This is a genomic window from Gaetbulibacter sp. M240, from assembly GCF_043876815.1.
Taxonomy (GTDB): Bacteria; Bacteroidota; Bacteroidia; order Flavobacteriales; family Flavobacteriaceae; genus Gaetbulibacter_A.
The window spans coordinates 466,409-478,956 of the sequence record NZ_JBAWKA010000001.1; the positions used below are offsets into that span (position 1 = coordinate 466,409).

The 12,548-nt window shown below is 38.7% G+C and carries 14 protein-coding genes; 5 read left to right on the forward strand and 9 right to left on the reverse strand.

The genetic code is table 11. The features are described 5' to 3' along the window. Positions 1 to 20 precede the first annotated feature (20 nt). Both V8G61_RS02055 and V8G61_RS02060 read left to right on the forward strand, forming a co-directional pair. Positions 21 to 1,028, forward strand: coding sequence for a glycoside hydrolase family 113 (locus V8G61_RS02055; RefSeq protein WP_394873765.1), 1,008 nt, complete (start codon positions 21 to 23; stop codon positions 1,026 to 1,028). Between the two features lie 32 nt (positions 1,029 to 1,060). Next, positions 1,061 to 1,786, forward strand: a complete 726-nt coding sequence (locus V8G61_RS02060) for a metallophosphoesterase family protein (RefSeq protein WP_394873766.1) — start codon at positions 1,061 to 1,063, stop codon at positions 1,784 to 1,786. Here the strand turns inward: V8G61_RS02060 and V8G61_RS02065 are convergent. From V8G61_RS02065 to arsM, 3 genes are all read right to left on the reverse strand, one after another. Continuing rightward, on the reverse strand, positions 1,783 to 2,481 hold the full coding sequence (locus V8G61_RS02065) for a TIGR04283 family arsenosugar biosynthesis glycosyltransferase (RefSeq protein WP_394873767.1): 699 nt from the start codon (positions 2,479 to 2,481) through the stop codon (positions 1,783 to 1,785). The two genes, V8G61_RS02060 and V8G61_RS02065, sit on opposite strands and share 4 nt — an antisense overlap. After that, the gene (locus V8G61_RS02070) at positions 2,474 to 3,208 is read right to left on the reverse strand and encodes a DUF547 domain-containing protein (RefSeq protein ID WP_394873768.1); all 735 of its coding nucleotides are present in this window, start codon (positions 3,206 to 3,208) and stop codon (positions 2,474 to 2,476) included. The genes V8G61_RS02065 and V8G61_RS02070 overlap by 8 nt, the downstream gene beginning before the upstream one ends. A 207-nt stretch (positions 3,209 to 3,415) precedes the next feature. Further along, positions 3,416 to 4,384, reverse strand: coding sequence for an arsenosugar biosynthesis arsenite methyltransferase ArsM (gene arsM / locus V8G61_RS02075; RefSeq protein ID WP_394873769.1), 969 nt, complete (start codon positions 4,382 to 4,384; stop codon positions 3,416 to 3,418). A gap of 267 nt (positions 4,385 to 4,651) precedes the next feature. On the opposite strand from arsM, the gene V8G61_RS02080 reads away from it, so the two are divergent. Continuing rightward, positions 4,652 to 5,299: a hypothetical protein gene (locus V8G61_RS02080; RefSeq protein WP_394873770.1), complete on the forward strand. Its 648-nt coding sequence runs from the start codon at positions 4,652 to 4,654 to the stop codon at positions 5,297 to 5,299. 129 nt (positions 5,300 to 5,428) lie between these two features. Here the strand turns inward: V8G61_RS02080 and V8G61_RS02085 are convergent, their stop codons facing one another. From V8G61_RS02085 to V8G61_RS02110, 6 genes are all read right to left on the reverse strand, one after another. Beyond that, on the reverse strand, positions 5,429 to 6,241 hold the full coding sequence (locus tag V8G61_RS02085; RefSeq protein WP_394873771.1) for a purine-nucleoside phosphorylase: 813 nt from the start codon (positions 6,239 to 6,241) through the stop codon (positions 5,429 to 5,431). A 4-nt stretch (positions 6,242 to 6,245) separates the two neighbouring features. Continuing rightward, positions 6,246 to 6,863: a TIGR04282 family arsenosugar biosynthesis glycosyltransferase gene (locus V8G61_RS02090; protein ID WP_394873772.1), complete on the reverse strand. Its 618-nt coding sequence runs from the start codon at positions 6,861 to 6,863 to the stop codon at positions 6,246 to 6,248. Next, positions 6,856 to 7,350: a rhodanese-like domain-containing protein gene (locus V8G61_RS02095; RefSeq protein WP_394873773.1), complete on the reverse strand. Its 495-nt coding sequence runs from the start codon at positions 7,348 to 7,350 to the stop codon at positions 6,856 to 6,858. The genes V8G61_RS02090 and V8G61_RS02095 overlap by 8 nt, the downstream gene beginning before the upstream one ends. A gap of 1 nt (position 7,351) precedes the next feature. Then, complete coding sequence (gene arsS, locus V8G61_RS02100; RefSeq protein WP_394873774.1) at positions 7,352 to 8,407, reverse strand: arsenosugar biosynthesis radical SAM (seleno)protein ArsS; 1,056 nt, start codon at positions 8,405 to 8,407, stop codon at positions 7,352 to 7,354. 3 nt (positions 8,408 to 8,410) lie between these two features. After that, positions 8,411 to 8,746 carry an arsenosugar biosynthesis-associated peroxidase-like protein gene (locus V8G61_RS02105; RefSeq protein ID WP_394873775.1) on the reverse strand — a complete coding sequence of 112 codons (336 nt, stop codon included), beginning with the start codon at positions 8,744 to 8,746 and terminating at the stop codon, positions 8,411 to 8,413. Between the two features lie 121 nt (positions 8,747 to 8,867). Next, positions 8,868 to 10,010, reverse strand: a complete 1,143-nt coding sequence (locus V8G61_RS02110; RefSeq protein WP_394873776.1) for an acyl-CoA dehydrogenase — start codon at positions 10,008 to 10,010, stop codon at positions 8,868 to 8,870. Positions 10,011 to 10,105: 95 nt separating this feature from the next. Here V8G61_RS02110 and V8G61_RS02115 point away from each other — a divergent pair, with 95 nt between their 5' ends. Together V8G61_RS02115 and V8G61_RS02120 are read left to right on the forward strand one after the other, a co-directional pair. Beyond that, positions 10,106 to 11,170 carry an anhydro-N-acetylmuramic acid kinase gene (locus V8G61_RS02115; protein WP_394873777.1) on the forward strand — a complete coding sequence of 355 codons (1,065 nt, stop codon included), beginning with the start codon at positions 10,106 to 10,108 and terminating at the stop codon, positions 11,168 to 11,170. A 151-nt stretch (positions 11,171 to 11,321) separates the two neighbouring features. Further along, complete coding sequence (locus tag V8G61_RS02120) at positions 11,322 to 12,548, forward strand: Glu/Leu/Phe/Val dehydrogenase dimerization domain-containing protein (RefSeq protein WP_394873778.1); 1,227 nt, start codon at positions 11,322 to 11,324, stop codon at positions 12,546 to 12,548.

A 12,548-nucleotide genomic window follows, 5' to 3' on the forward strand; every position in this document is an offset into this window, starting at 1 on the left:
AAGATAAGATTCGTCAAAAAATGAAATTTTGTAAATGCCTAACGGTTTTAATCTGTTTAATTGTAGGGTCTTGCCGAAGTCAGCCTGATAAAATTAATGGCGTTAGTTTTGTTTCTTCGCGGGAAGCCATAGATGCACAACACATAAGACCTATTTTGGATTTGAACGCCAATTATTCCGCTGTTATGCCTTTTGGTTTTATCCGCGACCTTCAACATCCAGAATTGATATTTAATACAGAACGGCAATGGTTTGGTGAGCGTGTTGAAGGTGTGAAGCAATACGTTAAAGTGTTGCAGGATCATCAGATTCAAGTCATGTTGAAACCTCAAATATGGGTAAGGCGTGGCGAATTTACCGGGCAGATCACTATGGCCAATGAAGCCGACTGGAAAACCTTTGAAGCCTCTTATTCAAAATTTATTTTAACCTACGCTGAACTCGCCGAACAATTAAATGTGCCTGTGTTCTGTATAGGTACTGAACTTAAAAACTTTACACACGATCGCCCGCAATTTTGGGAAGACTTAATTTCAAAAATAAGACGCATTTATAAAGGTAAATTAACCTATGCTGCTAATTGGAATGAGTATGCTACAGTGCCATTCTGGAGTTCTTTGGATTATGTTGGTATTGACGCATATTTTCCGGTTAGTGACAAGAAAATGCCCACTGTTGAGGATTGTCTTTCAGGATGGGGAAAATATAAAATGGACATGAAAGGTCTGTCTCAAAAACTAAATAAACCTATCCTATTCACCGAATATGGATACCGCAGCGTAGATTACTCCGGAAAGGCGCCATGGAACAGTGATCGTGATATGAAGGGTGTTAATTTACAAGCCCAGTGTAATGCTACAGAAGCTCTTTTTAAAACCTTTTGGAATGAACCGTGGTTTGCAGGTGGATTTCTATGGAAATGGTTTCATAATCACGATAAGGTAGGCGGTGAAAACAATACCATGTTTACACCTCAAAATAAACCTGTTCAAGCTCTGATCAAAAAGCAGTACCGCTTAAATGGGTGAATTTCAATAATAATTATTAAAAATAGAATAACATGCGAACTTTTGCTATTGGAGATATCCATGGCGGTTTTAAGGCCTTGATACAACTTTTAAATACTATGGAAATTACTGAGGAAGATCAATTGATTTTTTTGGGAGATTATGTTGATGGTTGGTCGGAGTCGGCTCAAGTAATTGCGTTTTTAATGGAGTTAAAGGAAACGTTTTCTTGTGTTTTTATAAAAGGAAATCATGATGTTTGGTGCGAAAACTGGCTAGAAGAAGGCGCTGTTAATCCGTCGTGGTACATCCATGGAGGTAAAGCCACCTTAGGAAGTTACACTGATATTTCACGAGAGGAAAAGCAAAAACATCTGGAATTTTTTAAAGGCATGAAGCCGTATTTTCTAGATGATAATAACCGCTTGTTCATTCATGCTGGTTTTACCTCAATGCATGGTGTGGGTAAGGAAGTATCTCAGGATACGTTTTTTTACGACAGAACGCTTTGGGAAATGGCACTTGCCTTAAATGAGCATATTAAAAAGGATGATCCAAACTATCCCAATCGGCTGAAACATTACAGTGAAATCTACATCGGTCATACACCAACCACCCGTTATCAATCAGACCTTCCGATGCAAGCCGCCGGCGTTTGGAATATTGACACCGGTGCTGCCTTTAAAGGGAAATTATCGGCCATAAATATTGATACTAAAGCCGTGTACCAGAGTGATCCTTTACCGGATTTGTATCCTGATGAAAAAGGCAGAAATTAATAATCAAGGACGTGTTTTTTGTAATAGTTGTTGAGGTGCGTAGCCGAAGCGCCGAAGAATTTTTTTAAATGTATAATCGCATAATGATATTGCACTCTCCAGATCCCATGTGAATTGTACGTTCGTGCCGAGGTGATCAACCATTTTTTTATGATTACAAAGGTTTTTCGCTCGTATAATTTTCGGATAAGGTCATTGTCTTCGTAAATAAAAAATTGTTCATCATAACCCCCAACGGCCTTAAAAAGAGCTTTTGTAATAAACAAACTTTGGTCGCCACCTCTACAGGAGAGAAAAGGTAATTGCGTTAGCCAGCCAGCAAACTTTAACCAAGGATGATTACTGTCAAACTTCATTCTAAAGCAGCCGGATTCGCTACCGTTAGTGATTTCATTCAGAATAAGTTTATCAAAATGTTTAGGAGGTAAACAGTCAGCGTGCAAGAAATAAAGGATCGTTCCTTGTGCCTCTTTAGCGCCAAGATTCATTTGTTTCGCCCTGCCTTTTTTGGATGGTAATACTAAAATTCCTTCTGTTTTTTTTAAAAGATCGAAAGTACCATCAGTACTACCGCCATCTACAAAAATAAGTTCGAAATGGCTTGGGTTAGAGGCATGTTTTCGCAAGTTTTCCAAAAGTATTGGAATGCTGTTCACCTCGTTTAAAACCGGAATTATAATGGATAGTTTAATCATTTAACTCCCAATTGTAAGTTTGATATCGTATTTGGGCCGTTTTAGAAATCTCAATTTCAGTAAATTGATTTAAAAAATCGATAAAATTCTGTTCTTCCTCAAAATCATTACGAAACCATTTAAATATTTTAGAGATCTCAAGGCTATTTTCTGATAGCTCATTCCGTTTGGGATCGTTTATGAAATCTACAGTAGCTTGTTGTAATTGGTCATTGAGTTGGTCAGGCGTGTAGGCTGAGTTTTTTAATTTCGGACAGGAATACGAGGCGCAAACAATGGCAAAATGAATACGTGGCTCTTGCATTTTTCGTAAAATCTCATGTTCAATAGTATCTAGATCATAGGTTTTACTTCCTAATGTCCACAGGGCCTGCTTCCATGGATTTCGGATATCTTTAATGCTTTCCACGGGGTAATGCCTTAAAATCAGATCGATCGTTAAGGCATTATACGCATTGATCCAATAGCTAAGAACTTGTTCTTTCGACCAGTGCTCATTTGGTGTTTGGGTACTTAATGTTTGGATAAAACGCTTTAGGGGTGACCAATCTTGTTTAAAGCCCTCATAGTTAACATTGCCGTCGTCTGAAACGTGTTTTTGAAGCAATACCGTCCAGTGGGCATAGTCTGGTGTTTGTAATGCATTTGTTTTATTAGGAACATTAATGCCTTGATTTTGAGTAAAGGACCCAAAGGTTAGTAGTAAAATAAGCGTGTAGACTTTCATCTTTTTTAGTTACGATTATTATTTAAAAGATAGAATCCCAGTTGAATGAGACTTTCCTAAAGTTCCCATCATGATCAAAACCTAATGCAATATCCCTGCCATAATGAGACATAAAATCAGTCCGGAACAAATAACACCATAAGCTTTACACATGATTTCGTAAGCTTTCTATAAGCTAATTATTGATTAGAAAATCAGATAACGGATCTAACAACAGCCACCACCATCGTAATGATAGGTTGATTCACTGATAAAAATATCGTTTCGGTCGATCGCAGCCAAAGCTTTGGCTGTTTTATCACAAACAGCCAGAGGCTGATTTTTCAATAATACATGGCCCTTTTGATCATCAAAATAATCATCTTCCCCAAAGTAAATAGCGGCTTTCCCAGTAAAGATACAGGGGCCGTCTTCCGGCATGGGATCTTTAATGGCGGCTACTTCAATAGATTCTATATAAATCAGTTCATCCGTTGGGTAATGCTTAGAATCTAAAATGCGGTATGGTTTACGGGCACGAATCTCGATAGTTCCGAAACCGGCGTCGGTGAGCATTTTTATGTAATCGGCAATGGGTAAACTACCACTTAAACAAAGGGCACGTAAGCGATTGTCGTTACGTAACGTGTCGTTCATGGGTTGTTCGCAGGTGGGATCACTCATGACGAGGCGACCATGGGGTTTTAAAACCCGATACATTTCGGCAATAGCCTTTTTGAGATCGTCGGTCTTAAAAATATTAAACAAACAATTTTGCGCTGCAACATCGATACAATTATCTTCAACCGGTAAATGAAGTGCATCTCCTTTTTTAAGATCTACAAATTCACTTTTAAACCAAGGGTTTAGAGCTTCAGCTTCAATAAAGTTTTTGCGTGAGGCCTCTAACATCTCATCGACCACATCAATACCCACAACACCTCCTTTTTGACGGTTGAAATATGCAAATTGTAATAACTCCATGCCACCACCAACGCCAACGTATAACATTTTAGGGTTATTGGCCAGATCACGTGCATGAACGGTACTACCGCAACCATAATTCATTTCCTGCATGATCCTTGGGATCTTTAATCCTGGAAGTTCCCAGATCGGGTTTGTGGTGCAACATAGCCCTACATCAGGGGTTAAAGCGGCTTCTTTATATACATTATGCGTCGTTTCGTGATAGCTCATTTCTTTTTTTTTGATTTGGAAGATAAGTCGTTTTGCCTTAGTAAACATAACAGCCTAAATTCAGATTGTCTGGCGAATTTAAATTTTTTGGAGTTTGAAAACATCTTTTTTTCGATAAATCTCGTATGTTTGACGTAATCTATGCCTAGGCGTATCGACCATCGAATATCTCCCTCATAAATTAATTAATTTTTTTAGATACGTTTTTGCTATTAACCAAAAGCAGTGTTTACTGTACCAAAATGTATTAACCACTAAAAGAAAATTATGAGAAATTTTTTTATTTGTTCAATCATGCTTCTGGCAGGAAGCTCTCTATTTGGCCAAATCCAACCCGCCAACAGCCCCTGGTTTTTTGAAATAGGGGCAAATGTTGTGGATGTATATCCGGTTGGCGAAGACCTTCCCCAAGGTCCTTTTTTTGATGAATTTTTAAACGCGAAAGATCATTGGAATTTGGGGGTTCCTAGTGCTCGTTTCGGCTATTATTTTAAGGAGGATCTATTTGTGAGTTTAAGAGGCTCTTTCAATAGTATTAAAAGGTGGGGTGAATTACCAGGGCAATATGTTGCCAAGGTTAACGACCTGAATTATATTGGTGTTGATGCCATGATTAATAAAGACTTGAAAAAGATATTTAAAAATGAAAATTTCGAGCCTTATGTTGCCGCTGGATTTGGTTATACCTGGATTCAGGAAGGACAGTACAATGCCAATGGAAATGGTACCGGAGAACTTGTAGGAGCGGGAACCTTGAATGGAGGTTTAGGTTTGAAATATTGGATATCCGACAGTTTTGGTTTCAATATCGATATCACTTATAAGCACAGTTTTGAGGATTATTTAACGAAACACTGGCAACATAATATTGGCATGATCTTCAGGTTTAGAAGAGGTGACTGCGATTGTTATTAGGAAGCTTTTAAAACCGTTTACTTAACGTTGTGTGTTATTGCGGTAGCCGCGTTAGGGATTGAGGCTTTGTTGGAGCACCTTGAAAAGTGCGACTGCCGAAAGCCCGACCCTTGTGGTAACGCCCTTATTTTAAAGAGATCTTATGAGTTCTTTGAATAGGGTGATCATATTTGGCTCGGCTTTAGATGCGCTGTCGAGAATGTCTTGAATATTTACCGGTTCGAGGTTGTCGGGGTCACACTCGTCAGTTAGTACGGAAATTGCCGCGGCTTTGAGATTAAGATGATTGGCAACAATTATTTCGGGAACGGTGCTCATACCTACCGCATCGGCGCCTATGATCTTGAGCATGCGATATTCGGCACGGGTTTCTAGTTGAGGTCCAACCACACTGGCGTAAACACCTTCGTGTAAAGTGATGTTGTTGTTTTTGGCAATGGTTTTAAAACTTTTATTGATCGCGGTATCGTAAGGAGCACTCATATCGGTGAAACGTTCTCCCAATAACTCGACCCCCTTAAAGGCTAGGGGCGAACTGCCTTGTAAATTGATATGGTCCTCGATGAGCATGAGATCTCCTTTTTTGAAGTTTAAGTTGATGGCTCCTGCGGCGTTCGATACCAAAAGCGTGGTGATACCTAGTTTTTCCATAATACGCACCGGAAATGTAACATCCTTAAGGGTATAGCCCTCGTATACATGAAAGCGCCCTTGCATGACTACCACGGTTTTACCTTCTAAAGTGCCGTAAATGAGTTTGCCTTTATGGAATTCGACCGTAGCAGTTGGGAAATTGGGAATGTGATTATAACTGGCTTCCGTGATAATGTCTATTTCATGAATTAATTGTCCTAATCCTGTGCCGAGAATGATACCTATTTGAGGCGATTCGAAGCCTTTACCTTTTAGATAATCTACTGTTTGATCAATGATTTTCTCCATAATATTATTTTATTTTGGATTGTAGTAATGTATTGTTTTTGAAAAATGCCGATGCTTGAAGATCTTCCAGCGTATCGATATCATTCAAGGTTTCCAATAAGCTGTACGGGGTATCATCTTTTTCGAGCTCATTAAGGGTGATTTCTAGTAATGCTGCCGTGCTCCAGGGCTTATTTTGAAATACCTGAGAATGTAATTTAGACATGCCAATAAGGTAGTAACCACCGTCTTGGGCCGGCCCGAAAACCAATTCATTCTGACCTAATTTATGAAAGGCACTTTTTATGAGTTCGGTACTAATATCAGGAAGATCGGATCCGATTAAAGCAATGCGTTCATAACCTTTTTGAAACCCGTTTTGGAAAGCGTTATACATGCGTTCTCCAAGATCGTTACCTTGCTGAACATGTTTCTCAAAACCATTCCAGGAGTTTTCTTCTATAGTCTTTGAGAAGTAAACGTGTTTATCTGCTTCCAAATTTTTAACGGCTTGTCGCGTAAGATCTACCAGAGTGTTGTATATCTCAAAAGCACCTTGGTTACCAATGGCACTGGCCAAGCGTGTTTTAACAGTTCCAGGAATGCTATTTTTTACGAATATAATAACTAAGGTTTTATTCATAGACTTGAACACCATTGTTTAACCATTTACCCCATTCCTTGGAATAGGTGTGAATGGTATCTGTTGTTTTATTTTGATTGTTGTAAACCCTGTGGGCTGTATTTTTCCACTCAATAATACCCCCGAACAAATTATATACGTTGGTATAGCCTGCTTGTTTAAGCTTTGTGGCAACCGCTTCGGATCGTACTCCGATTGTGCAATATACTACGATCTCACTTGTTTTATCCGGAATTTCAGCCTCGACCTTCTTCAGATCAAAATGAGTGTATCCTACATTTTTGGCGTTTTGGATGTGGCTCGTGTTATATTCTTTTTTCTCGCGGGCATCTAAAAAAATAACATCTGTATTTACAGTGTCTATATCGGAAGCGCTTATGTAAGGGATCTTGTTGTTATTATATTTTTTTAGAACCTTAGCAAGACTGTCTTGAGCAAAACCAGTCAGAACAAATAACAAGGCAACAAATGTGATTAGATTTTTCATACTACGCTACGGAACCTTGACAACTACTACCGGCGCCAGCAGTACAACCATAACAGTGTTGCGAAATAACAATGTCTCGGCCTTCCAATAGGGTTTGGTTATAATTGCTTATGTGTTTTACCTTACTATTTACAGGTAGTTCCAGCATTTGGTTGAAGTCACAGTCATATAAATAACCATCCCAACTTACGGAAAGCGTGTTGGTGCACATGACATTGGCCACCGCTGCCGGATTGTAGGCTTCAACTAAATTATACATATAATCCTCATAATTTTCTGAGGCCAATAAATATTCTAAAAATCTTGAAATAGGAAGATTGGTAATGGCAAATAAATTATGAAAATGGATACCAAAATCATCCAACAAGGCCTTTTTAAAATCTTTTTCCATACTGGCTTGATCTCCTGGGAGAAAGGCTCCAGACGGGTTGTATACCAAATCCAGTTTTAAATCGCTGTTAGGCAGGCCATAACCTACGACATTAAGTTCTTGTAAAGCTTTTATGGAGCTGTCGAAAACGCCATCACCTCTTTGTTTATCTGTTTTACCACGTGTCCAATGCGGCATGGAACTCACGACATGCACCTTGTGTTTTTTAAAAAATTCCGGTAGATCGTGATACTTTTTGTTGGCACGTATGATGGTTAAATTAGACCGTACGATAAAATCCTTAACACCAATTTTTGAGGCTTCTTCAACGAACCATCGGAAATTTGGATTCATTTCAGGAGCACCACCTGTAAGGTCCAGAGTATGCGCCCCGGTATTTTTTATAACATCCAAACATTGTTGCATGGTTTCCCGAGTCATGATCTCTTTCCGATCTGGACCGGCATCCACATGGCAATGCGAACATACCTGGTTGCACATGTACCCCACATTGATTTGAAGAATTTCTAGAGGTTTCGCTTTTAGCGGAAATTGATTTGTTTCGGCAATCTTATCTTTAAATTTGGGTAGGTCGCCATTTTGAAAAATACCGTTCGATAATATTTCGAGCTGCTTTTTACTCTGGGCTAAATCGCTTTCACGCTTGTGTAGTGATTTTGTTGCCATAAATTACATATCAAGTTTATTCACTTTATTCATCATTTGAACCCCATGCACTAACGAAGCGCCACCGCGGATGGCTCCGGCAACATGAAGCGCCTCCATCATTTCTTCTTTAGTGATACCACGCTGTAAACCATCGCCGGTGTAAGCATCAATACAATACGGACATTGAATGGTGTGTGCTACAGCTAAAGCGATAAGTGATTTTTCTCTGGCCGTGAGTGCGCCTTCTTCAAAAACTTTAGAATAATAGTCGAAAAACTTAGCGCCTAGCTCTTCATTCCAGTCACTAATTTTTCCAAACTTTTTTAGATCGGCCGGATCATAATATGTCTTTTGCATAATTTGAATTTTTTCTAAATATAAAGATTGCTCCGTTTAAAGTCGAAAAGTTTAAGGTTTCTTAACAAAAAAAGACTCAATGTTATTGAGTCTTTTACTTTATGTCGGATAAATCAACTTTTTAATCTCGTAATATACTTCTTGAGATCACAATCTTTTGAATCTCAGATGTTCCTTCATAAATCTGTGTGATCTTGGCATCGCGCATCAAACGCTCTACGTGATAATCTTTTACAAAACCATTTCCACCATGGATTTGAACGGCCTCAACGGTATGTTCCATAGCAACTTTTGAAGCGTATAATTTTGCCATAGCACTGGATTTGTCGTAGTTGTTTCCCTGGTCCTTATCCCAGGCAGCTTTCATTACTAAATGTCTGGCTGCATCAATATCCGTGTACATATCAGCGAGTTTGAAAGCTATAGCTTGATGATTACTGATCTCGGTGCCGAATGCCTTTCGCTCTTTGGAATATTTTAAGGCCAACTCATATGCTCCTGAAGCGATACCCAGGGCCTGAGCAGCAATTCCTATGCGTCCTCCTGAAAGGGTTTTCATAGCAAAACGGAACCCTGAACCATTAGCGCCAATGCGATTCTCTTTTGGCACTTTCACGTCGTTAAATTGAAGGGTGTGTGTGTCGCTTCCTCGGATACCCAGTTTGTTTTCTTTCGGTCCTACATGAAAACCTTCCATACCTTTTTCAACAATAAAAGCATTAATACCATGCGAACCTTTGTCTCTATCGGTCTGTGCGATCACCAAATACACATCGGCACGCCCACCGTTTGTGATCCAGTTTTTAGTACCGTTTAAAAGGTAATAATCGCCTTTGTCGATCGCTGTTGTATGTTGTGATGTGGCATCACTACCGGCTTCGGGTTCACTTAAACAAAATGCACCAACAAATTCACCAGTGGCCAGTTTAGATAAATACTTTTCTTTTTGGGCCTCACTACCATACTTTTCAATACCATAGCATACCAATGAGTTATTTACTGAGACGATTACAGAAGCAGAAGCGTCAATTTTGGATAGTTCCTCCATGATCAGGACATAAGAAATGGTATCCATACCACTACCACCATACTTTGGATCAACCATAATACCCATAAATCCGAGGTCTCCCATTTTCTTTACGAGGGCATCAGGAAACTCCTGTTTTTCATCACGTTCAATAACACCCGGGAGCAATTCATTTTGGGCAAAATCTCGTGCGGCATCGCGTATCATAAGATGTTCTTCTGTAAGGTAAAAATCCATAATTCGTAAATATTAGGTTGTTTTTTATAAAAAAGTTTACAAATATACCTTTTTAGTGTGAATTTTTCAATATTGATTATTATTTTTACCCTTAAATGAAGAAAAATTTATTTCGCGTTATTGGTGTGATGTCAGGTACCTCCTTGGATGGTATCGACCTGGTTCTGGTTGAGTTTGAATATCAGGGAGTCTGGCGTTATAATATAAAGCACTCAGAAACAGTAAAATATCCGGATACTTGGTATCAGATTTTGAAAGATCTGGTGAAATTTTCAGACGATCAATTACAAGTCATCGATACTGATTACACTACTTTTCTGACTGAAGTTATACAAGGGTTTATCAATAAATTTCAGATCAAAGATTTTGATGCTATATGTTCTCATGGTCATACGGCAAAACATGAACCTGACAAAGGCTACACCTATCAAATAGGGAACCTACCAATATTGGCAAAGAAATTGGGGCAGGCTGTGGTGTGCGATTTTCGAGTTCAAGATGTTGCCCTTGGTGGACAAGGTGCGCCTCTCGTGCCAATAGGTGATAAGTTATTATTTTCTGATTTTGATTTTTGTTTGAATCTTGGAGGCTTTGCAAATGTGTCGTTTTCCCGAGATGGAGAACGGGTGGCTTATGATATTTGTCCGGTGAATATTGTATTGAATCATTATGCGAAACAATTGGGGTTCGACTATGATGACGGAGGAAGTATAGCTTCAAATGCTTCTTTAGATGAACCACTTTTACGCGCTTTGAATGGATTAAATTTCTATAAACAAACCTTTCCAAAATCACTAGGGATCGAGTGGGTTCATTCGGAAATTTTTCCATTGATTAACGAGAAAGATATCTCTACTGAAGTTGTTTTAAGAACCTTAACAGAACATATTTCAGATCAGATCGGTTTGGCAATCAAGATGAAACCGGAAGCTTCTGTACTTATCACAGGAGGTGGGGCATATAATACGTTTCTCATCCAACGGATAAAAGAAAAAACTTTGAATCGTTTACACATTCCGGACAGGACGCTTATAGAATTCAAAGAAGCCATTATTTTTGGGTTTTTAGGGGTTTTAAAATTGCGCAACGAAGTAAATTGCTTAAAAAGTGTTACTGGCGCATCTAAAAATCATAGTTCCGGAAAAATATTTACACCATAAAAAGGCTAAATTTAAGGGCTAAGCTTTTTTAGTTTTTTATATTTGTTGAAACAATAATTGCAAAACTTTTCTAATGAATCAATTGTAACTACTCCAATTTCAAACTCCGGAAAACACAACACTTGAGATTCGAAATCCTAATTAATTAGAAATGAAAGAATTATTAAAAAAATACGAAAATAAAGCCCCTGAAATAGTGTTTAATTGGAGAGATTCCGAAACCGATGCTGAAGGTTGGGTGGTTATTAATTCCCTTAGAGGAGGTGCTGCAGGTGGCGGAACGCGAATGCGGAAAGGACTGGATATGAATGAAGTCCTCTCTCTGGCAAAAACCATGGAAATTAAATTTACGGTATCAGGTCCGGCCATAGGCGGTGCTAAATCGGGTATTAATTTCGACCCTAACGATCCGCGAAAAAAAGGTGTTTTAGAGCGCTGGTATAAAGTGGTGTCGCCCCTGTTGAAAAGTTATTATGGCACTGGTGGCGATTTAAATGTTGATGAAATCCATGAGGTGATTCCGATCACAGAAGAGAGTGGTGTGTGGCATCCGCAAGAAGGTGTTTTTAATGGGCATTTTAAACCTACTGAAGCAGATAAAATAAATAGAATTGGGCAGTTACGTCAAGGTGTTATTAAAGTGATCGAAAATCCGATCTACTCACCTGATGTATCTCGGAAATATACGGTAGCTGATATGATCACCGGATTTGGTGTGGCTGAAGCTGTTAAACATTTTTACGATATTTATGGTGGAAATGTAAAAAGAAAGCGCGCGGTAATCCAGGGATTTGGCAATGTAGGCGCTGCTGCTGCCTATTATTTGTCCCAAATGGGAGCCAAAATTGTCGGGATCATAGATATTGGAGGAGGCTTAATTAATGAGGAAGGTTTTTCGTTTGAAGAAATTAAAACCTTATTTTTAGCTAAAAATGGGAATACCTTAAAAGCTATGAATTTAATCCCTTTTGAGGAGATTAATGAAAAAATATGGAGATTACAAACCGAAATATTTGCGCCGTGTGCAGCTTCAAGGTTGATTACCAGAGATCAGATAGATGAGATGATAGGAAGCGGATTAGAAGTTATTTCTTGTGGTGCTAATGTGCCTTTCGCTGATAGAGAAATTTTCTTTGGGCCCATCATGGAGCAAATAGATTCACGGGTAAGTTTAATACCCGATTTCATTTCTAATTGCGGTATGGCGCGGGTTTTTGCGTATTTTATGGAGCGTCGTGTACAAATGACAGATGAGGCTATTTTTAATGATACATCCGATCGTATTAAAGAAGCGATCGAAAGAATACATAATAAAAACAATTCAAAAACAGGGATAAGCGCCACTGCTTTTGAAATTGCATTAAACCAACTTATTTAA

Bases quoted from the DNA above. Each gene is read 5' to 3' on its own strand.
- V8G61_RS02055 (WP_394873765.1), top strand. From the start codon at position 21: ATGAAATTTTGTAAATGCCTAACGGTTTTAATCTGTTTAATTGTAGGG.
- V8G61_RS02060 (WP_394873766.1), top strand. From the start codon at position 1,061: ATGCGAACTTTTGCTATTGGAGATATCCATGGCGGTTTTAAGGCCTTG.
- V8G61_RS02065 (WP_394873767.1), bottom strand. From the start codon at position 2,481: ATGATTAAACTATCCATTATAATTCCGGTTTTAAACGAGGTGAACAGC.
- V8G61_RS02070 (WP_394873768.1), bottom strand. From the start codon at position 3,208: ATGAAAGTCTACACGCTTATTTTACTACTAACCTTTGGGTCCTTTACT.
- arsM (WP_394873769.1), bottom strand. From the start codon at position 4,384: ATGAGCTATCACGAAACGACGCATAATGTATATAAAGAAGCCGCTTTA.
- V8G61_RS02080 (WP_394873770.1), top strand. From the start codon at position 4,652: ATGAGAAATTTTTTTATTTGTTCAATCATGCTTCTGGCAGGAAGCTCT.
- V8G61_RS02085 (WP_394873771.1), bottom strand. From the start codon at position 6,241: ATGGAGAAAATCATTGATCAAACAGTAGATTATCTAAAAGGTAAAGGC.
- V8G61_RS02090 (WP_394873772.1), bottom strand. From the start codon at position 6,863: ATGAATAAAACCTTAGTTATTATATTCGTAAAAAATAGCATTCCTGGA.
- V8G61_RS02095 (WP_394873773.1), bottom strand. From the start codon at position 7,350: ATGAAAAATCTAATCACATTTGTTGCCTTGTTATTTGTTCTGACTGGT.
- arsS (WP_394873774.1), bottom strand. From the start codon at position 8,407: ATGGCAACAAAATCACTACACAAGCGTGAAAGCGATTTAGCCCAGAGT.
- V8G61_RS02105 (WP_394873775.1), bottom strand. From the start codon at position 8,746: ATGCAAAAGACATATTATGATCCGGCCGATCTAAAAAAGTTTGGAAAA.
- V8G61_RS02110 (WP_394873776.1), bottom strand. From the start codon at position 10,010: ATGGATTTTTACCTTACAGAAGAACATCTTATGATACGCGATGCCGCA.
- V8G61_RS02115 (WP_394873777.1), top strand. From the start codon at position 10,106: ATGAAGAAAAATTTATTTCGCGTTATTGGTGTGATGTCAGGTACCTCC.
- V8G61_RS02120 (WP_394873778.1), top strand. From the start codon at position 11,322: ATGAAAGAATTATTAAAAAAATACGAAAATAAAGCCCCTGAAATAGTG.